The sequence below is a fragment of the Mesorhizobium sp. M1338 genome, assembly GCF_040318045.1.
GTDB lineage: Bacteria > Pseudomonadota > Alphaproteobacteria > Rhizobiales > Rhizobiaceae > Mesorhizobium.
This window is the reverse complement of sequence record NZ_JAMYLL010000072.1, coordinates 1-20,480: the sequence shown is the minus strand read 5'-3', so window position 1 is coordinate 20,480 and position 20,480 is coordinate 1. Positions and strand designations below refer to the sequence as shown.

The following is a 20,480-nucleotide window of genomic DNA, read 5'->3' as shown; positions in this document are numbered from 1 at the left end:
GAAATCCCCATAGCCATCGACTGTGGCCCGCGGGTTCCTTCCTCGGGGACTTTCGTACGCCTGCCGGCGCCCGAAACTCTTCACGGAAGATGACCGACTGGTTTTAGGTAAAGGGTGCGAAGAAGCGGACATTCCGCTACGATGCCACCTCGGCGTGTTCCCTACGGTCAATCGGCCGGAAAGCGGATGCTCAGGTGCATTACTAAGGCGGCCCCCGGCTTTTGGCGTACTCGCGACGTTTTGCCGGGCAGGATTGTGCTACGAGAACATATTCGGTCCAATCTCGCCACCAATTTCAATTATCGCATCTGCGGGGATGTTGTTCCTTCGTGCCGCAGCCCGAATAGCCTCCGGGTTAGGCGCCTCGTAAAGGCAATAGCTCTTTTTCTTGTCGGCGCTGAGGAACGAGAAAATCCACTGCACGCCTTCCTGGTCATTGATCAAATTGACACTCTCAATGCCCTCCTTTGTGAGGTTGAGCTGTTCCGCGAACTCCCTTTCGATGACGTAGCGTGGCATGAGCATGCTCCTTCTCAACCGTGGTGATGCAGCGAGGCATGAGAGCCTACCTAGTGAAGCGTTGTCTCCAGCCTCTTCTGCAAACGGACCATACCCAGTTCAGCCGCGGTCACCGAGGCTTGCTCCGAAAGTGACATTGCCCTCTCAATCGCTTTCTTGCTACCCCTTTTTATAAGCAAGTTCGCATATTCAGCCTGGGAATGCGCCAGCCAAGGTCGTGATTCGCTGGCTGCGTTCATATCCATCGCATGCTCGAAGTGCTCGGCGGCCTTCCCAAAATCGCCCAGCGATACCGACAACATTCCCAGATAGCGACTTGCCGCTCCAAAGCAGACAGTTGCGACTCCTGCCGTGATCGTCATATCCTTGTAGGCGAGCATAAGGTTGTAGATTGTCCGTGCCGCCTCCGTGTCGCCCAGACTAACAGCAACCTCAGCCACGAATGAGAGCGATGCGCTTCGCTTTCCATCCGGCGGCATTGCGAAATTGGCACGCGCTAGTTCACTCAACCTGCGTTGCGCTGCGTCCCGATATCCCAAATCGGCCGCAACCAGCGCAAACCCTGGCAACCATGTGGTTTCATCCGGATTTTCATCGATGAGATTCTTCATCACGGGAGCCACCTCTGACAGGCGATTCTGTTCGCGTCGGATCGTGAACATCTGCATGCCATAGACGCCTTCGACTTCCGCGCCATGCGTCTGTCTGCCCAGAGTCAACGCTTCTCCAGCCAGCTTCTCGGCTGTGATGAACCGTCCATCGAGGATGGCCATCATCGCCCTCGCGTTCCACGCAAGCCATAGAATGTTGAGCCGTTGGCGCAACGTTCCCAAGTCTTCCAGCCCGGCCACGGCTTGATCGGCGCGCGCGCGGTCGCCAAGCTCAGTCGAGACGTAGACGTCAAGCGCGAGAGCGCGGCCGCGCAGGTCATCGTCGTTGATGCCGGCAGCGAGGCGCTTTATCTCATCTACCCGCGCCATTAGTTGAGTTGCCTCTGCCGCGGACTTCACTGTCCGGGGCGTCAAGAAAGGCAGGACAGACAGTTCAAAAAGCGAAGCTTGGTCGCCTAGTTGCCGAGCCAATTTGACCCCTTCTGCGTGACATTTGGCGCTGTTCTTGCTGTCGCTGAGGTAAAAATATGCACGCGTGAGGCGGCTGAGGAGCTGGCTCCGCGACCTCTGATCATCGGGCTCGAGCATACCCATTGCTTCAGTGAGCAGCTGAAGCGATTCGTCTAGCCGCTTCGAAGACAGGAACTGGGCGCCGTCAAAACCAAGAGCAGAACGAACGAACGCCTTTGTGTCATGGGTCTCGCGAGCCAAGTGCGCGGTCAGCTTGTATTTTGCCACTGAGTCCGACAAGCGGCCTGCGGCACTCAGTGCCTCGCCGAGCCTTAGGGTCGCCTCGAGCACTTCCTTTTGCCGGGCCGGTCCTCCCGGCAGGTGCTCCGCGATGGCGACAGCGTTCTGAAAGTGATCGACCGCCTCATAGTTGGCTGACTGTCCTAGCGCCCGTTCGCCGGCCTTCATCCAGTATGGCAGCGCGAGCGCACCTTGCTGTGCCTTGACATAATGCTGGGCGATGAGCTCGGGTTGGGTGACGATGAGATCCGGATATGCGTCGATGAGCGCATTAGCGATGGCTTCATGATATTGACGGCGCCTTTTGCTGAGCAGCGATTGGTATGCCGTATCCTGAATGAGCGCATGTCGGAATACCAGCGCGTCTCGCACCACACCGCCGACGACAACGAGCTGGGTAGACATGAGCTCATTGAGCGCTTCGCCGAGAGTTGGGTCATCGAGACCGGCAACCTTGGAAAGTAGGCCGCGGTCAAATTCCCGGCCTATGACAGAGGCGATTTGCGCCACCTCTTTGGCTGCCGCTGTCAAACGGTCAAGTCGGGCCATGAGAGATCCCTGCAGACTGTCGGGAATCTCAACATTGAGAGACGCCGCCTTTCCGCTTTCCAGAATCGAACGTGTCAATTCTTCCACGAATAGCGGCACACCGTCAGTTCGTTCCACGATCCTGTCGGCAAGCTGATCCGGAACGTCTGCGAGCATCGAGTCGATCAGCTCGCGCATCTGTTGCTTCGTCAGCCGACCAATGGCCAGCGTCGTCACGTGCACTAACCCCGTGGCCCAGGTCGGCGTCCATTCGGGCCGGTGCGTTACGACGACAAGAACGGCCGCGCCATGCATGCGACGGACGACCTCTGTGAGAAATTCATTGGTCGACGGATCGATCCAGTGCGCATCCTCAACAACAAATAAAACGGGTGCCATCTTTGCCGCGAGCAGCACCCGGTTCGCCAGTGTGCGGACGATCAGTTCTTTGCGCTGTTGGGCGGAGAGATCGAGCGGCGTGAATTCACCCGCTAGGTCCAGCGAGAGCAGCTCGGCATATGTCGAGCCGACTTCTGAGGGATCTTCGCCGTAACGTTGAACAATTGCGCGCAGCTTCTCGGCTCGCATCAGAGGTTCGTCGGCGGCTGAAAGACCTGCCAGCTTGCTCAGGCGCTGAATGATGGGATAGAAGGCCGAGGTGGAGTGATAGGGCGAACATTGCAGTCGTATTAACTCGGGCTGGTTTTCATGCAACCGTTCCTCAAGCGCGTCGACGAGGCGCGATTTCCCGATTCCCGCCTCTCCCGATACAAAGACTGCTTGGCCTTGACCGTTTTTAGCCAATTCCCAGCGATCCAGCAGCATTCCAATTTCACTGCTGCGGCCAACGAATTTTGAGAGCGCACTAGTTTGCGCGGCATCGAAACGGCTTTCCACTTCTCGTTCGCCGTGGACCGCAAACAGGGCAATAGGCAATCGAAAGCCTTTCAATTCCTGCGCGCCGAGACTCTCGATCTCGAAGGATTGCCCCGCGAGCCGCCGCGTGGCGTCTGCCACCACGATCTGGCCAGGCGCAGCCGCAGCTTGCAGGCGAGCCGCGAGATTCGGAGTATCTCCTGCGATTGAAGCCCGCTCATTTGCGCTGCTGCCGGCGATATCGCCGACGACCACGTGCCCCGATGCAATGCCGATCCGCGCCTTCAATTGCTCGCCGCAGGGGGACTGGAAGGCCTCGACTGCAGCGAGGGCCTCGAGGCCTGCACGAATGGCACGCTCGGCATGGTCCTCGTAAGCCATGGGCCATCCAAAATATGCAAGCACGCCGTCCCCTAGATATTTCGCGACGAAGCCTCCAAAGCGCGTGATCGCGCCTGCAACACTGTCCTGATAGCGCCGCGTAAGCTCATGCATGTCTTCGGGGTCGAGTTGGGCAGATAGCGCAGTCGACCCGACCAAGTCACAGAAGAGCACACTAAGCAGCCGCCGGTCTGCAGTCGGTTCCTGAGGGAGGTCGCTGGCCTGAAGTTCCGAACCCGCAGGAGAAGGTGAAGGGACCAGGGACCCGGTGAGATTTGGCTGAGCAAGTCCGGCTACAGCAGCCATGATAATTTTGCGATGCCCCAGTGAGACACCAAGCTCCTGGAGGTCGCGTTCAGTGACATGAGGGAGCGCTCGCAGGTCGACGTCGTTTTGGACGAACGTCTCCAGGTATTTGTCGAGGCCGAGCTGGTTCAGCCAGTCTTCGATCGTCTGCATCGAGCGTTTTGCCCATGTCACCATGCTAAACTAGCGCGAAGTTAGTCGTAGCACCATGCCGCACTAAGGATCAGCTTAGTTACGATGAGGCCTCCTTTCACGAATTCCCTTGGACCAAGGGGTAATTTTCGGGCAAAGTAGGCGTTATTCGTAAGCGAGGGCTGCCGGTCAACATTGTCAGCTAGGCGGGCCGTGCCGGGAGGCGGCGCGCCTAAAACTATCTGATCGACCTTCGATCCGAACTCGGGAACCTCGGTATTGGGATTTCTCGGAGGGTGGAATGAACAGCGGTGCCATTGCCAAATTCGCGCAGGATCTCCGAGGCACGCTGATCGGTCGCGATCATGCCGACTATGATGAAGCTCGCAAACTCTATAATGGCATGATCGACAAGCGGCCTCTTCTAATTGCGCGCTGCATGGACGTCGCCGATGTGATTGCTGCGGTGAACTTCGGCCGCGACAGCCACCTCCCGATAGCAATCCGCGGCGGCGGTCACAACGGACCGGGGTTCGGCGGTGTCGACGACGGCCTCGTGATCGACCTCTCGACGATGAAGGGCGTTCGCGTCGATCCACAGAACCGCACGGTGCGGGTCGGGCCTGGTTGCACGACAGGCGACGTGGATCATGCTACCCACGCCTTTGGCCAGGCAGTGCCGTTCGGCATCATCTCGACCACCGGGGTCGCCGGTCTGACGCTGAGCGGCGGCCACGGCTACCTCAGCCGGCAGTATGGGCTTGCCGTCGACAATCTCATCGAAGCCGACGTGGTGCTGGCCAACGGAAGTTTCATGACGGCCAGCGAAACGGTGAACATGGATCTCTTGTGGGCGCTTCGCGGAGGCGGCGGCAATTTCGGCATCGTGACCAGCTTCCTGTTTCGCACGCACCCGGCGAAAATGCTCTATGGCGGACCGATCGTCTTCGACCTTGGCGATGCCGCCGAGATTATGCGCTGGTATCGCGATTTCCAGGCGAATGCTCCGGAGGATTTCTACATCTTCCTCGGACTGCAATCGGTGCCCGGCGGCAATCCATTCCCGCAGGAGCACTGGAACAAGAAGATGTGCGTCCTCCTTGTCGCGCATAACGGCGAGGATGGCGAAGCGGCCGTCAATGCCATCCGGGCGGCTCTCCCCAAGCCACTCTTCGACTGGGCGGGCCCGATTCCTTACACGGGGTTGCAGACCTTATTCGATGCGCTCTATCCGGCCGGGCAGCAATGGTATTGGAAGGGCGACTTTGTCCGAGCGCTGCCAGATGCCGCCATCGACGCCCATCTCCTGCATGCAAGCAGGGCCGGCCCGGCGTCGTGCATGCATCTTTACCCAATCGACGGGGCGGTGCATCGCCGAGGCAAGGGCGACAGCGCCTGGAACGCTCGTGATGTGACCTGGTCCATGGTGATCGCCGGGATAGATCCCGATCCGGGAATGGCGCCGGTCCTCAAGAAATGGGCAACCGACTACTGGAAAGCTGTGCATCCGTTCGACCTCGGCGGCGCCTATCCCAACTTCATGATGGATGACGAAGGCGAAGAGCGCGTCCAGGCGAGCTTCGGCGACAACTACCCGCGCCTCGCCGCGCTAAAGGGCAAGTTCGACCCTACCAACCTTTTCCACATCAACCAGAACATCCGCCCGGCCACCTAGTGGTCAAATCTAACGCTTGGTACCCGACACGAAAGACAGGATCACAACGTGAACAGGGCTAACTCATAAACGGGGCCAAACGGGGGAGCACGTCACAGCACATCAATCGGACGCAGCTTGGCAACAATCTGTGCCTTTTCCTAACCAGTCTGTCTTCAGGAAATGCGAAAGCTAATCAAAGCTGACTGTGGCTTCCGAAAACATCAATGTCCGCTTTTGGTGAATGGACGGGAGCGTCGCAATGGCCGAAATTGTGAAGGGTTTCGGGTGCCGTCAGGCGTACGAAAGCCTCCCATGCAGGAACCCACGGGCCGCATGCTGTGCGCTATGGGGATTTGTGTGGCGGGGTGTGCCAGCGCCTGTCGCGAACGCTCACATTTCGTGCTGCGGGCGTGTCGAGGAAGTAACGTCCGGGCTTGGTCGGGGAGCTTGTTGCGGTGATTCTGACTGGGTTCGCATGCCTGATGACGGGCGCCGAGACCGCGCCGTTGATCGTCGCGGGGCCGACACCGTTCTCATGCTGGTGCAACTGGAAGCGCCGGATATCCTGGGGCGTCGCAGTGTCGGGAGCGCGCCCAAGGAATGCGGTGAAGCGCCGGACGTGACGCACGTAATCCTGCTGTGTATGCGGTCCCAGACCTCGCATCAGCATGTCTTGCTGCATGCGCTGACGAAGCGGTGATATCGGTGCATTGGTCGGCAGGGTAGCCATGGCGAGTTCCTCTCGTTGAAGGGAACTCCATGGTCTGGTCAGGCAGTTAGGCACTCAAAGCCGAAGATTACCATACTGCATTGCGAACCGCGCCTTCCCGCGAAGCGGGTTCGTGCATGAGGCCCAAAGCCGCCGTTCACCTCTCTTCAAGTCAGCGCTCCGGCCGGCAAAAATCGTCGAGGCCTCCAACAAGGTGAAATCGGTATTTCACACTGACGCGCAACCAGGGTGATGAAGGTATGCCACAACTCACCGAGCCTGATTGGCGATCCATCGTTAGCCGTCTCAACCTGAAATCGCGGCAACGTTTGCCGACAACTGATCCAATACCAACCGCAATCGCTCCATTTCCGGGCGACTGTGTTCACGGGCGGCAAGAATCTGGGCTCTTGACTGCTTGAGTTGCTCAAGACCGAGAACCAAGGCGCCCTGCAGGCGCTCTCCCCTCCCCGCCACGGTTCGGTCGAAGAGGTGACCAAGCAGGTACCCTCTCCGGGGGATAACTGGCAAGTTCACTCTTTGTTCTATTCGGCCGCCCTGCAATCCTGTATACTTTGAGGCGTTCTTTTGCACCACGTTCCCTTGCGAGGATCTGCCTGATGACTGTCCAGCCCAGGACTCTCAATGAGCCGACAATCAGCTGCCCGAGCTGCAAGACCGACATCAAGCTCAATGAGTCGCTCGCGGCGCCGCTGATTGCGGCCACGCGCGAGGAATATGAACGGCGACTGGCGCAGAGCAACGCCGCCATGACGGCCAGGGAGGAGGAGGTTCAACGCAAGCAGGCGGCTATCGACGCCGCCCGGGATGACATCGACAGCCAGGTCGCCGAAAAACTCAAGCTCGAACGTGCCGCCATCGCCGCCGAAGAGGCCCGCAAGGCAAAACTTCTCGTCTCGACCGACCTTGAGGACAAGGACAGGAGGCTGGGCGAGATGGAGACGACGCTGAGGGCGCGGGACGAAAAGCTCGCTGCGGCGCAGTTGCAGCAGGCCGAATTTATGAAGCAGCAGCGGGCGCTCGACGATGAAAGGCGCGAAATGGCGCTGACCATCGAAAAGAGGATCCAGGAAGGGTTGGACGCCGTCCGCGTCAAGGCCAGGACCGAAGCCGAAGACGGCCTCAAGATGAAGGTGGCCGAGAAAGAGGAACAGATTGCCGGCATGCAGCGCCAGATCGAGGAGCTGAAGCGCCGCGCCGAGCAAGGATCTCAGCAGCTTCAGGGCGAGGTCCTTGAGCTCGAGCTGGAGTCGCTGATCGCCAGCCGGTTCCCGATGGACATCATCGAACCGGTCGCCAAGGGTGAGTTTGGTGGTGACGTGCTGCAACGCGTGGTGGGACCGGCCGGCCAGCCGTGCGGCGCGATCCTGTGGGAATCAAAACGCACCAAGAACTGGAGCCAGGGCTGGCTGGGCAAGCTGCGGACAGACCAGCGCGCCGCCAAGGCAGACATCGCGTTGATGATCTCCGAGGCGCTGCCTGCGGGAGTCGAAACGTTCGATCTGGTGGATGGCGTCTACATCGCCCATCCCAAATGCGCGATTCCGATCGCGATCATGCTCCGGCAGTCCCTCATCGAGCTCGCCAACTCCCGCCTCGCCCAGGACGGCCAGGCCACCAAGATGGAGCAGGTCTACGGCTATCTGACTGGCCCCAGGTTTCGCCACCGGGTCGAGGCGATCGTCGAGAAATTCTCCGATATGCAGGACGACCTTGCCAGGGAAAGGAAAGCCACAATCCGCCTGTGGGCCAAACGGGAGGCTCAGATCCAGGGTGTCATCGAGTCGACCGTCGGAATGTACGGCGATCTGCAGGGCATCGCCGGCAAGGTGATGCAGGAGATCGCGGGCTTGGAGGTCTTGGCCATAGAAGCATCCGCGTCCCTCCCCGATTGAGAAGGCGAACTAAACTGGATATCGGATTTGAGAACGAGGGCAAGCTGCTCCTTGTTACGGATGATCCGTCAAACGCGGAACGCAATGTCAAGAAGCCGCCGCGCTGAACCCCCTCGCCCGGCCGGTCATCAGATTGCTATGCAGCCTGCGGTTTTTGCGCCAAGCTGTGCGGACAATGAAAGCCTGCCCGTGACGGACCGTGAAATCCACCTTTACCTCGATGATAGCGGCAGCCGCGAGCCAGACCGACAACCAAAGGAGAAGCGGCGGGACGAGATGGATTATTTCGCCCTCGGCGGCATCCTCATCAACGAGGAAGACGTCGACGAGCTCTGCGCGCGCCATAAGGCCTTCTGCCAGAAGCACGGGATCACCTACCCGCTGCACTCCTGGGCGATCCGGGGCGGCCGTGGCGACTTCGGCTGGCTGAAGAAGCCCGAGGCTGCCTTTGAGTTCCTGGGAGATTTGCAGGGGATGCTGCTTGCACTGCCCGTGATCGGCATCGCCGCGGTGATTGATCGGCCGGGCTATGTTGCCCGCTACCGGGACCGGTATCAGGACCAGTTGTGGTTCATGTGCAAGACCGCCTACTGCATCCTGATCGAGCGCGCCGCCAAATACGCCCGCAGCCAGGATCGCAAGCTGCGCGTGTTCTTCGAGCGGGCAGGCAAAGCCGAGGACCGCGACCTGATAGCCTACACGCGGACCCTGAAGACGCAGGGGATGCCGTTCGACGGTGCCAACTCCGCCATCTACGGGTCGTTAAGCGCCGAGGAGTTCAAAGACATCGTGCGCGGAGAGCCGCGCGGCAGAACCAAAGCCACGCCGATGCTGCAGATCGCCGATCTCTACCTCTATCCGATGGCCAAGGGCGGATATGACCCGTCCTACCGGCCCTACAAGGCCCTGATGGACAACAAGCGTCTGATCGACGCGCACCTGCCGCAGGAGGACCTGGCATCCTGCGGCATCAAATACAGCTGTTTTGACAGGATAAAAAACAAAGACCCGGACTAACCGGGCCTTCGTTTTGAAAAGTCGGCTGGCGCCTGGCGCCAACCCCGGAGCGATGCTCACGTCCAAAGTATGGGTATTGACGCTCTCTTTGTCAACACCCCGGGTGAACCTCTGGTCGGGGGGTCCCTATCTTATCGCTTGCATATAGCACGCTTCGTCTAATCGACACTTCATATTATCAAGTCATCTTCTTTGGGTGCAGCGCGGTTCCCCGGCCCCTGAATCCGGGGGCGTAGGCCGGGCGAACCTTGAAACACCCTCCCCCTGAATACAGAATCGCCCCCAATGCCCTTGCGTCATCACGCCTCATATGGCCCAGCCAGAATCCGCCAAAGCAGACGTCGACAAGCTTCGCACCAACGAGAAGAAATGGACCAAGGCGCTCATGGCCACTGGCTGGAGCGCTTTCCCCAACATCATCATCGAAAAGCAGCAGGCTCTCGGCCTCGATGCGCTCGATATGAACATCATCATCCACCTGGTCCAGTACTGGTGGCTGCCCGACAACCTGCCCCACCCCTCGGTGGAGACGATCGCCAAGGCGATCGGGGTGACACCCCGCACCATTCAGAAACGCATTGCCGCCCTCGAGGCCCTTAAACTTCTTGGCCGGGAAGAACGGCGCAACACGCCCAATGGCAGCATGACGAACCGCTATCATTTCGATGGCCTGATCGAGGCCGCCAGGCCGTTTGCGTTGGAAAAGGCCGCCGAGATCAAGAAGGCGGCCGAGGAAAGGTCAGACCGGTTGAAGCGCAAGAAGCCGCAACTAGTCGTCGACAACGATGCATAGGCAGATCGTGGCGTAGCTCAGAGGATAGAGCGCCTCGCTTTCGACCTGGGTGGTGCGTGACACCGCTATCTAGGGGCGAGGAGGTCGCAGGTTCAAGTCCTGCCGTCACGCCCATCCTTGTTCACCAACACCTGGCCCCTTGCCTATGCGACTGGAAAGGTCGCGAGATTGCCAGCGTGAGATCGCATCTCCAAACGCCGATCCTGGTATTTTCCGCGGTAATTGAACAGCGCCAGAAGCTGCATTTCAAGAAGCCATTGTGAGGCGTCCCAAGCGTGGAAAATGTCCATGTCGTAATTGAAGGGCGACGAATGCGTGACGCCGTTGCGGAATTCGGTCAGCAACGAGAATCCGTCGCGAGCCGGCTGCCCCTTCTTAGCTTTCAAACGTTTGCGAAGCAGATCGGATTTATCGGCCGGATCCCCTTCGATTTTGAGCAGGCGGGTACAGGCTCTGATTTGTTCCGCAAGACTGACATTGCGCAACATCGAGACGCTCCACCCGCCCCGTGTCCCCAGAACATAGGCTGCGAGGGTTTCCAGGCCGGCTGCCGACATGATGACCGCCGTCTCCACCGAATCGTAGCGAGAGAGGTTCGCTATCTTATAATAGGCCAACGCCCGCCCGACGCCGCGCTTGGCCTCCGGGGTCTTAAAGACCGTCATGTAACTGGCAAACAGCGCCGGCAAGCCGTCGGCCAACGACCAATGAAACCAGTTTCTCGGCGCCTCCAGCCTGTCGGCCCGGGTGAATCCCAGAGATCGGAAGGTGTTGGCCATGCAGTCGGCCTTGAAAGCAATCGAACTCGGTGACGCCAGCGGAATCGCGGAGGCGGTCGTCGCTGCTCTGCATGCATGGAAAAGGAACTTCGAGGTCGCTGAGACCCATTGGAAACGCGCGCTCGCCCTCGGTCCGACCACCCCTAATGTTCTCGTTTGGGTCGGCTATATCTGTCTCTGGAGTGGTCAACTCGCTGAGGCCCGTGAAATCGGCGAGCGGCTGAGACGCCTGAGTCCACTCGAACACCGCGACGTCCACGAGCTGCTCGCATTCACTTACTATCTGCTCGGTGAATATGAGGCTTCGCTGGATTCGTTCCGTCGTTGGGACAACAACAATTATGATCGCGGGTTCGCCAATCTGGCTGCGTGTTTGGGACAGCTCGGCCGTGCCGAAGAGGCAAGATTGGCTTGGGGCAGGTGCCTCGAGCGCAAGCCTGGTTTCACTCTAGGTGACTACAAGCGCGGCTCTCCATATCGCCGTCAGGAGGATGTGGAGCACTGGCTAGATGGCCTGCGGAAAGCAGGCATTGCGGATTGAAGGATGACGGGTCACGCCCAGGCCGACACCTTCAAGGGCAAACGGCCATGTTCAGGATAACCCCCTAACCAGAAATATCAGCGACTTGAGCAAAGCCGACGTGAATGAACCCAGAGCGGAAAATCAGGCGAATCGACTCCTCCTCGGGATGCAAATACAATTTGCCGCAGTGAGAGCACCCCTGCGATGTCCGAAGAGCGCGTCCAACGCCGCCTTGCTGCCATTCTGGCCATCGACGTGGTTGGCTATAGTCGCCTCACGGAGCGCGACGAGGTAGGTACCTTGACTACGCTCAAATCTCGGCGTCGAGAGATCCTTCAGCCAATGATCTCCAAACATCACGGTCGCATCATCAAATTGATCGGCGACGGCGCGCTAATAGAGTTCGGAAGCGCAGTCAACGCCGTAGACTGCGCTGTCGAATTGCAGAGGGCTATGGATATCGCGAATGCAGATGTGGCTGGGGACCGACGCATTGTATTGCGAGCTGGAATTAATCTCGGCGACGTGGTGGTCGAGGGCAATGATCTCTATGGCGACGGAGTCAACGTCGCGGCTCGGCTCGAGAGTCTGTCGGAGCCGGGGGGATTGTGCATCTCGGGAAGTGTCTTCGAGCAGATCAACGGCAAGCTTCCACATTCATTCGTTTCCTTGGGCCCGCAGACTCTCAAAAACATCGATCGACCGATCCAAACCTATAGGCTCGCGGGCAAGGATGGAGCCGCGGCGGCGGTTTCGGCCGTTGAACTTTCTCTTCCCGCCAAGCCGTCAATAGTCGTCCTGCCCTTTGTGAATATGAGTGCTGACGCCGAGCAGGCGTATTTCGTTGATGGATTGACGGAGGACCTGATTACCGATCTGTCCAAAGTGCCCGAGCTCTTCGTCATCGCCCGGAACTCATCCTTTGCCTACAAGGGCAGATCGGTAGACACCCGCCAGATCGCTCGCGAACTGGGCGTGAAATATGTCCTGGAGGGAAGCGCCCGACGGGTGGCGGACCGCGTGCGGATCAATGCCCAGCTCATCGATGCACCCGCCGGTGGGCACATCTGGGCAGATCGCTTCGACCGGGACCTTGCCGATATCTTCGCGGCGCAAGACGAAGTCGTCGGAAAGATTGTGGAGGGGCTCGCCGGCAGATTAGCCGCGGCAAACCTGAAGGAGCGTTATCGGCCAACGAACTTGGGGGCCTATGATCTCTATCTACGGGGGCGGGCTGAATGGGCACACTCCACGGAGGCTGGCGTTGCGGCCATCCCCTTGTTCGAGCGGGCCATCGCACTCGATCCTAACTACGCGGATGCCTATCGCTGGTTGGCGATCAGTCAGTGCGAGGCCTGGGTCTTTAGGAACTATCCGATGAATCCCCTTCGTCAACAATCTATGGCGTCGGCAAGAAAGGCGATTGAACTCGATCCCGAAAATTCTGGCACGCATGGGTGCTCGCGTTCATACTCCTCCTCGAGCGCCAGTGGGATGAGTCTGCCAAAGAGTACGAGATTTCGCTCCGGCTCAATCCGAACGATGCCGATGCGTGGGCAAACTTCGGGGATCTGAAGACCTATGAAGGTCGCGGAGTAGAGGCCATCGCCTGCATCGAGAAGGCATTGCGCCTGAATCCGTGCCCGCCGAGCTGGTATTTCTGGTTACTCGGAGGTGCCCAATCCGCTGCCGGTAAGTATGAGGAAGCAGTGAAGACGCTGAGGAAAGATGCAACATATCGCACCGAATCCAGGGTAAATTTGGCGTCGATCCTGGCGCGGCTCGGCAGGTTAGAGGAAGCGCGTGAAGAGGCCACGCTATATCTGGCAACAAACCCCCATTTCAAGATTAGACATTGGGTCGAATCCCAGCCCTATCGCGACTTGGCCTTGCGAGACATGTACGTCGAAGGCCTTCGTAAGGCTGGCTTTCCGGAATGACTAACTTCTTTCTCGACGGACCACCACGCTGGAGTCGGCTTCTGGCTACTCTGCCACAAGCAGCCGCAACCGATAACGGCTGCTTTTTCACGGAAGCAGATACTCGTGCACGATCTAACCACGCCCGTTTATGAGTTCACGCCATAGGTCCGGCGCAAGGTCGGCCTTCTAGCTAGCCCGTTATCCCGAAAGGGGACTGACGGCTCTCGTGAAGATCCTATGGGGATGGAAGGCGACCAGCGCTCTGCCAGAGTGAAGTTGCCAAACTCACCTGGAGGTCAGCATGCAAGCCAACACCATCAAAGCGGGACGGCTTGAAATGGCGGAGGAGCAAACCCAGGAGTTGACAATCGCGCTGCAGGAGAAGGATCGCCCAGCCTATCCTGGTCTGGTGACCAAGATCGAATTCTCGATTGAAGTCCTAAGGGAGAACCTGACCCTGCTCCAGAAGGCACTCCCACCAGACGGAAAACGCTCTCCGACTTGAATTTCGTACCCAGCCACGGCATCGAATAGCTCAAATCGGCATTCTGGGTTTACATCGGCAGCCAAGCCCCTAGTTTTAGAGCTTCGCGCCGTGCACCCCGAGTGCGTGGATGATCGAGAACGGGACCGTGAGCTCTGGCCGGCCCCTCAAGAACTTCCGAAAGGATGACTGCTATGACACAGGCCAAGAATGGCGACACCGTGCGCATCAACTACAATGGACGCCTAGTCGACGGCACTCAATTCGATTCTTCCGGCAGCGAACCGCTGCAATTCACGCTGGGTGAAGGACAACTGATCCCCGGTCTTGAAACCCATGTCGAGGGCATGGAGGTGGGCGCGAAGAGCACCGTCACCGTTCCCGCCGAGGCCGCCTATGGCCCCCGCCGCCCCGAAGCGGTCATGACCATCGACCGCGCCAAGGTGCCAGACAACATCAACGTTGATATCGGCACTCGATTGCAGGCCAAAACCCGCGACGGGCGCCCCATCCCGGTAACAGTCGTCGAAGTGGACGACGCCAGCGTCAAGCTCGACGGCAATCATCCCTTGGCCGGAAAGGATCTGGTTTTCGACGTTGAACTGGTCGAGATCGTTCAGGCGGCGTAGGGGCACTAATACGGCGCAGATTTGGTCGGCTTCGCGACGTCCCTTACGAGCATTCCCCGGCAGGGGTGGCGATTCAGGCAAGATCAGGAGTTGGTGGTAGCCATGGGCCGCGCCCTCGGCGGCGCGGCCTCGGCGAGTTCTTCGCCCGGGGGTTACGTTCAACGAATGCTGGGCCCGACTTTGCGACACTATGAACGCGAAGGATTCCATGTGGCCATGTACTTCGTACAGGATCAGAAATTTACCTGTACGCCGCTGGCTGTCAGGTTTGATCATTTTTGGAAGCTCGACAGCTTCTGGCGTTCGACGGGCCCATGCTGAGAAATATCAAAACGGCGCTGATGCATAGCCAAGGCTTTACCTAGTCCGGCACTTTCGTCTCCCTCGCGGCTTTATCGCTTTGCTCGACGCCAACCGGCCGCCCGAGCTTCGGCCTCAGAGCAAAACCAGCGCTCGCCCTTTCCGGTCGATATGACTGTCTCGGCATAATGTTCTTGACCAGGCAGGTGGTAGATGTGCTCACCAGAGTTCACGCTGATGTTGCCCTTGATGTTGCAGCCTGAGCCGAGTAGCCCGAAGCCAGTTGATTGCTCGCTGACAGTCTCGACCTTGTCGGCATTGACCGCACGCCAATCCCAAGGTTGATCGAACCGGCCCTGCCAAAGGCCGCGGTGAGCCGCCTTGGCAGTGCCTTGCTCGGCGGCGAATGTCCCATTCGAATAGCGCGGCCAGTCGAGGGCCAGACCCTGTTCGACAAGCCAGCGCTGAACGCTGCGACCGTCTGCGCGATCGCAATTCCCTACAAGCCGGCCATACCGATCGCGATCGATAAAGCTGCAACGCAGCGGTCGCGAAGCTGCCAGGAACTCGTCCAAGGCTTGGGCGGCGCGGCGCCCACAGGGATATTCGAAGCCCTGGGCGTCGTCGCAATACTGCCGGCTCTCCGGTGCGTCGATGCCGTTGAAGCGAATGCGCTGGCCAGCAATCTCGACCGTGTCGCCGTCGATCACCGAAGCGCGGCCTTCCATCGGGCCAGGCAATGGTGCTGTCCAATTTGTTATGGTCCTCTGAATGCCAGCGATGAGGCCGGTGCTCTGTTGCCCGGCGGTCCTCTGGATAGCGAATTGGGTGACTGCTGCGGCAAGCGCACCAACGCCCAGCAAGAGGAGTCCCAAGAGCGGTCGCTGCAATCGCCGTGACAGCATTCTCCTGCCGGCGCGCTTTCGCCACTGGTCAGCCTGATTGGCACCTTGATGACGCTGGACTTTGCCCACGTCCCTCTCTCCCCGGCGGAAGAATGCTTCCGTTGCGGGCGAGAGTCTAGAGTGGAACATTAGAGTTCTCTAACGGTTCTATCCTGGCAATTTGCCAATCCATGATGGGCACAGCAATGGCGGTGTTGGCGTTTGATACGATCTATTTTTTCGGCCTGACGGGGGACGACCTGATAGGCGGGGTCGTATCGCTGGTGGCATGCATGCTGCTTTTCAACGCTATGGCGAAGGATCGCTCAAACCCTAGAGCGGGATGAAATTACGGTGAGTCGATAAGGGATTCCCAAATCGGTTGGAATTTGATTCAACCTTCTGGCTGGAGCTGGAGGCCAGCATGGATGGTTGGCTATTCGATGGACCTTCGTGAACGGGTTGTTCGTGCGGTCAAATCCGAGGGGTTTTCTCGGCGCGCAGCGGCCGCTCGATTTGGTGTCAGCTATAGCGCGGCCATTGAGTGGCTGAAGCGTGTGGAACAGACCGGCAGCGTGGCGCCCAGCCAAGTGGGCGGTTACAAGCCCAAGAAGATATCGGGAGCGTGGCGCGACTGGCTTGTCGAGCGCTGCCGGGAAAAGGACTTCACCTTGCGCGGCCTTGTCGCCGAACTGGGTGAGCGCGGCCTGAAGGTCGACTACCGCTCGGTGTGGGAGTTCGTGCACGAGGAGAAGCTGTCTCACAAAAAAAGACGCTGATCGCAGCCGAGCAGGATCGCCCCGATGTCGCGCGGCGGCGGGCGCAGTGGGTTCAGTACCAAGGTCGGATCGATCCCACCCGCCTGGTCTTCATCGACGAGACCTGGACCAAGACCAACATGGCCCCGCTCAGGGGCTGGGCACCGCGCGGCCAGCGCCTTAAGGCCAAGGTGCCGCACGGCCACTGGAAGACCATGACCTTCCTGGCGGCATTGCGCCATGACCGCGTCGATGCGCCATGGCTCATCGTCGGACCAATCAACGGCGAACGCTTCCAGCTCTACGTTGACAAGGTTCTCGTCCCCACCCTCAAGCCCGGCGACATCGTCGTCATGGACAACCTCGGCTCGCATAAAGGCAAAGCCGTGCGCCGTGCCATCCGATCCGCCGGCGCAAGGCTGTTCTTCCTGCCCAAATACTCACCCGACCTCAATCCCATCGAGAAGCTGTTCGCCAAGCTCAAGCACTGGCTGCGCAAAGCGGCACGGCGAACCGTCGAGGCCGTTTGCGACGCTATTGGCCAAACCCTCGAAATTGTCACTTCAAACGAATGCCGAAATTACTTCCTCGAGGCCGGCTATGACCGAACCTAAAATCATCCCGCTCTAGGTGTTCGCGAATAGACCAGAGGGAGGAGATGGCCGACAAGTCGGCCACAACCTACGTGGTCAGTGTTTTCGAGAAACCGCACTGGCGGACCGTGCTGACCACCAAAGACAAGGCCAAAGCTGTGTGGCTGCGGCCAAAGAGATCGGCGACAAGGTGCGAATCGAAGAGATCACACCGAAGACGAAGAGGCGCTAGGGCCGCGCCCAGTCTTGCACAATGCTTCTGAATGCCGGCGTTGTAGCGCGAGTTCCAGGACGAGCCTGTGAACCCGCATTGTCTGGACAGGTTCGCATTGTTGGACGTGACGGCCTTGGTGGCATAGGTCGCGCAATCGCTTGCTGCGAAAGCAGGGATCGTCGCGCATATAAAGACCATTACCCAACGCTAGTCTCATCGAGAGTCACCGCAGCTAAAGATCCCTTTCCATCGGCCTTGCGCATCTTCGCCAAGCGATACGGATACGAGCTGCATCTTCACACCAACCCCACCCTGAAATCCTCCAGAACCTGAGCCAGCCCTCGCACGCCGAGAAGGGTCATAACACGCTTCGCCTGAAGCTTCGATGTTGCCCGATCGTAGATCGCAAGATTGGTCGCGCCATTGAGGCGAGAGGGGTAAATGATTCCATCGGGCTTGGACGGATGCTCGTGAAACGCCAGCGACCACCGGCGTGCCAGGTTCTGGCGCTGTGCCCGAACGACATCGGTCGGCACCCCCATTCTGACGGCGTTGTCATCTCTGAGGTCGACCAGCCGTAGGTCTGTCGTAGTCGCGATCTCCGCATAGCGCCGTCGGGTCAGCTCCACTTCCTCTATTGGAAGATCGTCAAGGATTCCTTCGCGCCGGTCGCGGAGCACCGTCTCGAGGAAGCAAACCTTCAGGGAGTCGCCGAGGTAAAGAACGCCAAACCGGTTGGCTTCACCGCGGCGTCGAGGATCGCTGAACCGGCTCGGCGACTTCCCGTATCCCAACGGATCGGGGTAGGTGCTCCAGTAGATCCGACCGAATGTCCGACCCCGCGGTATGGTCTCGATTTCGAGGTTTGCACGCCCGAAATCGGTTGGAGGTGGAACGCCCGGCATTCAGTCGAAATCGCCCCTGGCCATGCCTTCCGCCGCGGCCAAAACCGAGGCGTCATCGCCTTGTTGAAGGGCTCGAAGGCCGGTCCGGCCATCGAGGGCGCCATGGCGCGACACCAGAAACCGATAGACGGCCCAGGCACTATTGCCCAACATGGCATGCAGCGCTGGCAATGCGCCGAGGGGACGACCGTCCTTGTCGAGTTGCCAGACAGGAAAGCGGAAACCGCGTTTGGCGCCATCGATCCCGAGCACCTGTCCGCTTTGCCGCCTGGCGTTGACCGTCACCCGCGACGTGCCGAGCAGCTTGGCAAAGGCATCCGCGCTCAGCATGTCCTCGCCGGCGACAATTTCGGCGACACGCTTGCGGCCACGCGCGCGCGCTCCGGCAAGAGCCGCCTCGAGATCGGCATCCATGCCCGTGTCCTCGACGGGAAAGATGTCGTCTGAGGCGATCGGTTGCTCTTCGACCGGCGTGATCGTCTGCGCATCAGCCGCCGCATCGACCTCTACCCGAAACGATACGCGATGGCCGATCTTGCGGCTGCGTGCGATCGCTTCCTGATAGCGTTCGAGCACTACCTTCTTGAAGACTGCCTGTGCCGGCAGCTTTGTGGTGAAACTCAGGGCGGCGAATCCCGCATGCGATGCGGTCCCGCTATGATTGCTGCGTTTTGGAGCGGCCATGATGAGAACCTCCTGCTGTCACCCAATATGGTTGCAGATCGCAAGTTCGTCAAGTTCGATAATTTCGTAAAGTTGGTAGCGAATGGCTGCGGACTAAACAATTCCCCATGCCCGAAACCTCCCCCTGCCCGTCATCTCGCGCAGACCAAGCTCACCGACCATGTTGAGCGCTCCCTGTTTTGTCACCTTTAGCCTGTCCTGGATCATGCCCGCCGAAACGAGCGGCCGCGACATGACGAGCTCGACCAGGCCGGGGAGTTTCGAGCTGGCGCGCCGTTGTTTGAGTCGCCGCTCCATCTGGCTTTTGGCCAGCACCAGCCGATCGTGTTCCTTCTGGCCAGCCAGCGCTGCGTCGTGAATGGCATCGAGCCAGGCGAGCAGCCGATCGCCGCGATTGCGCGCCCGCCTCCGCTCGCGCGGAATGTTTTTCGCGCCGAGATGAATGCAAGCGAGATGGTTGGCGGCGAGTCCTTCCTGTCGCAGCAGTGCGGCAATCAGCAGCGGCCCGAGCCACGTGGCATGCTGCAGCACCTCGATGTCCGACCAGGCTTCGAGCAGGACTGCAGCGCGCAGGACGACCGGCAGATCGCGTGCCCCGGCGACAACGGCCTGCCATTCGGCCAGCCGTTCTTCTTCATTCCAGTCGAGATCGTAGATTAGGACGTTTTGCGGCTCCGGCCGGCCCTCCTTTCGAGCCGGCACGTCGGCGCCATTCAGAATCCTGGATGAGCGCGCCAGGACGGCATCGATCTCGGCAAATTCTTCGGCCAGCCGGTCGGCCTCAGCGTCATCGCGATCGTCGGCTTCAAAGGAGCTGGCTCCAGCCCCCTCCCCGTCCCGGCTTTTTTGGCCCGCCGCCGGCATGGCGCCGCCGCGACCGGTCAGCGCCAAAAAACCGTCGCGGCTGAGCGCCCAGTCCGGCTTTTGCGCAAAAATCCGCCGGCGGGTTCGCAGCACCGCGTGCGCCCGGGTGAGTTCGTGGGTCGGGGTGCGGATGTCCATGTGGGCGTCGTGCAGCACGAGGTCCTCGAGGTGGACGAGTTCGCCCTCGAGCCAGAGCGCGGAAGCCGCGTCGGCAAAATGCTGGCGCTCGACAAAGCCGTCGCGGACCGGCGAACGGGCGACCCGCTCGTCGAGGCGGACCAAAACCTCGGTCGCGCGGGCAACCGGCCCGATCAGGGTTTCCAGGGGCAGTTTGTCGAGCGTGTAAGCCATTGTTTTCATGATGGCTGATTCGCGTTGGTCAAGCTAGCGAGGGTATCACTGGACTTACATCGTGTTTGTTCAGGGACAAAAATCACTATTGATAATGACCTCTTATCGATAGTGATTGATTTGACCGCCAAAAAGGCGCTAGATTCGGCGCAAAGCTCGCCGCGAAGGCCGCAGAAACCCGCCTGGAAGACGTCTTGATGGAGACTGCCTTGTTACGCCGTGCGCGGCGTGCTCGTGTGCGTCTGGCCTGTCGCGATGGCGACAAACCGGCGCTTGACCGCGGCAAACAACGCCGGCGGCAGCGGCCCGCAATAGCCGCTCTCCGTCTCCAGCGGCCGGACGTCGGGCCCCGGCCAGGCGAAGCGGTTGCTTTCCGTCAAAACGATCCACGACCG

At 59.6% G+C, this 20,480-nt stretch carries 18 protein-coding genes, 1 tRNA gene and 1 pseudogene; 11 read left to right on the top strand and 9 right to left on the bottom strand.

Annotated features, from left to right (window positions below; genetic code table 11):
* Window positions 1-258: 258 nt before the first annotated feature.
* Window positions 259-519 carry a DUF4242 domain-containing protein gene (locus tag NKH19_RS31020; RefSeq protein WP_352809548.1) on the bottom strand — a complete coding sequence of 87 codons (261 nt, stop codon included), beginning with the start codon at window positions 517-519 and terminating at the stop codon, window positions 259-261.
* 50 nt (window positions 520-569) lie between these two features.
* Entirely contained in the window at window positions 570-4,124 is a 3,555-nt protein-coding gene (locus NKH19_RS31015) for an AAA family ATPase (RefSeq protein WP_352983549.1), read from the bottom strand.
* A 280-nt stretch (window positions 4,125-4,404) separates the two neighbouring features.
* On the opposite strand from NKH19_RS31015, the gene NKH19_RS31010 reads away from it, so the two are divergent.
* Window positions 4,405-5,778, top strand: a complete 1,374-nt coding sequence (locus NKH19_RS31010; protein WP_352983547.1) for an FAD-binding oxidoreductase — start codon at window positions 4,405-4,407, stop codon at window positions 5,776-5,778.
* A gap of 325 nt (window positions 5,779-6,103) precedes the next feature.
* Here NKH19_RS31010 and NKH19_RS31005 read toward each other — a convergent pair whose 3' ends face one another.
* Window positions 6,104-6,490, bottom strand: coding sequence for a phage integrase N-terminal SAM-like domain-containing protein (locus NKH19_RS31005; RefSeq protein WP_352873544.1), 387 nt, complete (start codon window positions 6,488-6,490; stop codon window positions 6,104-6,106).
* A gap of 599 nt (window positions 6,491-7,089) precedes the next feature.
* Between NKH19_RS31005 and NKH19_RS31000 the strand changes: the two genes are divergently transcribed.
* From NKH19_RS31000 to NKH19_RS30985, 4 genes are all read left to right on the top strand, one after another.
* Complete coding sequence (locus NKH19_RS31000; RefSeq protein WP_352873557.1) at window positions 7,090-8,385, top strand: DUF2130 domain-containing protein; 1,296 nt, start codon at window positions 7,090-7,092, stop codon at window positions 8,383-8,385.
* Between the two features lie 138 nt (window positions 8,386-8,523).
* The gene (locus NKH19_RS30995; protein WP_352983544.1) at window positions 8,524-9,402 is read left to right on the top strand and encodes a DUF3800 domain-containing protein; all 879 of its coding nucleotides are present in this window, start codon (window positions 8,524-8,526) and stop codon (window positions 9,400-9,402) included.
* A gap of 310 nt (window positions 9,403-9,712) precedes the next feature.
* A complete protein-coding gene (locus tag NKH19_RS30990) occupies window positions 9,713-10,195 on the top strand; it encodes a helix-turn-helix domain-containing protein (RefSeq protein WP_023722605.1) in 483 nt (160 codons plus the stop codon).
* A 6-nt stretch (window positions 10,196-10,201) separates the two neighbouring features.
* A tRNA-OTHER gene (locus NKH19_RS30985) sits at window positions 10,202-10,309 on the top strand.
* Window positions 10,310-10,338: 29 nt separating this feature from the next.
* Here NKH19_RS30985 and NKH19_RS30980 read toward each other — a convergent pair.
* Complete coding sequence (locus NKH19_RS30980; RefSeq protein ID WP_352983541.1) at window positions 10,339-10,974, bottom strand: hypothetical protein; 636 nt, start codon at window positions 10,972-10,974, stop codon at window positions 10,339-10,341.
* Between NKH19_RS30980 and NKH19_RS30975 the strand changes: the two genes are divergently transcribed.
* From NKH19_RS30975 to NKH19_RS30955, 5 genes are all read left to right on the top strand, one after another.
* The gene (locus tag NKH19_RS30975; RefSeq protein WP_352873565.1) at window positions 10,973-11,515 is read left to right on the top strand and encodes a tetratricopeptide repeat protein; all 543 of its coding nucleotides are present in this window, start codon (window positions 10,973-10,975) and stop codon (window positions 11,513-11,515) included. The two genes, NKH19_RS30980 and NKH19_RS30975, sit on opposite strands and share 2 nt — an antisense overlap.
* Before the next feature lie 186 nt (window positions 11,516-11,701).
* Window positions 11,702-13,072 carry an adenylate/guanylate cyclase domain-containing protein gene (locus tag NKH19_RS30970; RefSeq protein WP_352983538.1) on the top strand — a complete coding sequence of 457 codons (1,371 nt, stop codon included), beginning with the start codon at window positions 11,702-11,704 and terminating at the stop codon, window positions 13,070-13,072.
* Window positions 12,955-13,437 carry a tetratricopeptide repeat protein gene (locus NKH19_RS30965; protein WP_352983536.1) on the top strand — a complete coding sequence of 161 codons (483 nt, stop codon included), beginning with the start codon at window positions 12,955-12,957 and terminating at the stop codon, window positions 13,435-13,437. The genes NKH19_RS30970 and NKH19_RS30965 overlap by 118 nt, the downstream gene beginning before the upstream one ends.
* A 283-nt stretch (window positions 13,438-13,720) precedes the next feature.
* On the top strand, window positions 13,721-13,924 hold the full coding sequence (locus NKH19_RS30960; RefSeq protein ID WP_352873569.1) for a hypothetical protein: 204 nt from the start codon (window positions 13,721-13,723) through the stop codon (window positions 13,922-13,924).
* A gap of 173 nt (window positions 13,925-14,097) precedes the next feature.
* Window positions 14,098-14,532, top strand: a complete 435-nt coding sequence (locus NKH19_RS30955) for an FKBP-type peptidyl-prolyl cis-trans isomerase (protein WP_352873571.1) — start codon at window positions 14,098-14,100, stop codon at window positions 14,530-14,532.
* A 392-nt stretch (window positions 14,533-14,924) separates the two neighbouring features.
* On the opposite strand, the gene NKH19_RS30950 is transcribed toward NKH19_RS30955, so the two are convergent.
* Window positions 14,925-15,806 (bottom strand): thermonuclease family protein, encoded by an 882-nt coding sequence (locus NKH19_RS30950; protein ID WP_352873573.1) that lies wholly within the window; start codon window positions 15,804-15,806, stop codon window positions 14,925-14,927.
* A gap of 338 nt (window positions 15,807-16,144) precedes the next feature.
* Between NKH19_RS30950 and NKH19_RS30945 the strand changes: the two genes are divergently transcribed.
* Window positions 16,145-17,088 (top strand): IS630 family transposase gene (locus NKH19_RS30945; protein WP_502911081.1). Its coding sequence is split into 2 segments (ribosomal slippage): window positions 16,145-16,480 and window positions 16,483-17,088, totalling 942 coding nucleotides; the frame shifts between segments, so codons are not numbered across the junction.
* 489 nt (window positions 17,089-17,577) lie between these two features.
* Here the strand turns inward: NKH19_RS30945 and NKH19_RS30940 are convergent.
* From NKH19_RS30940 to NKH19_RS30925, 4 genes and pseudogenes are all read right to left on the bottom strand, one after another.
* Window positions 17,578-18,186 (bottom strand): RES family NAD+ phosphorylase, encoded by a 609-nt coding sequence (locus tag NKH19_RS30940; protein WP_352873037.1) that lies wholly within the window; start codon window positions 18,184-18,186, stop codon window positions 17,578-17,580.
* Window positions 18,187-18,870 (bottom strand): XRE family transcriptional regulator, encoded by a 684-nt coding sequence (locus NKH19_RS30935; protein WP_352972127.1) that lies wholly within the window; start codon window positions 18,868-18,870, stop codon window positions 18,187-18,189.
* 93 nt (window positions 18,871-18,963) lie between these two features.
* Window positions 18,964-20,094, bottom strand: a complete 1,131-nt coding sequence (locus NKH19_RS30930; RefSeq protein ID WP_352983531.1) for an RHE_PE00001 family protein — start codon at window positions 20,092-20,094, stop codon at window positions 18,964-18,966.
* 203 nt (window positions 20,095-20,297) lie between these two features.
* Window positions 20,298-20,480, bottom strand: a pseudogene (locus NKH19_RS30925) (plasmid maintenance toxin (PemK-like)); the annotation flags it as partial.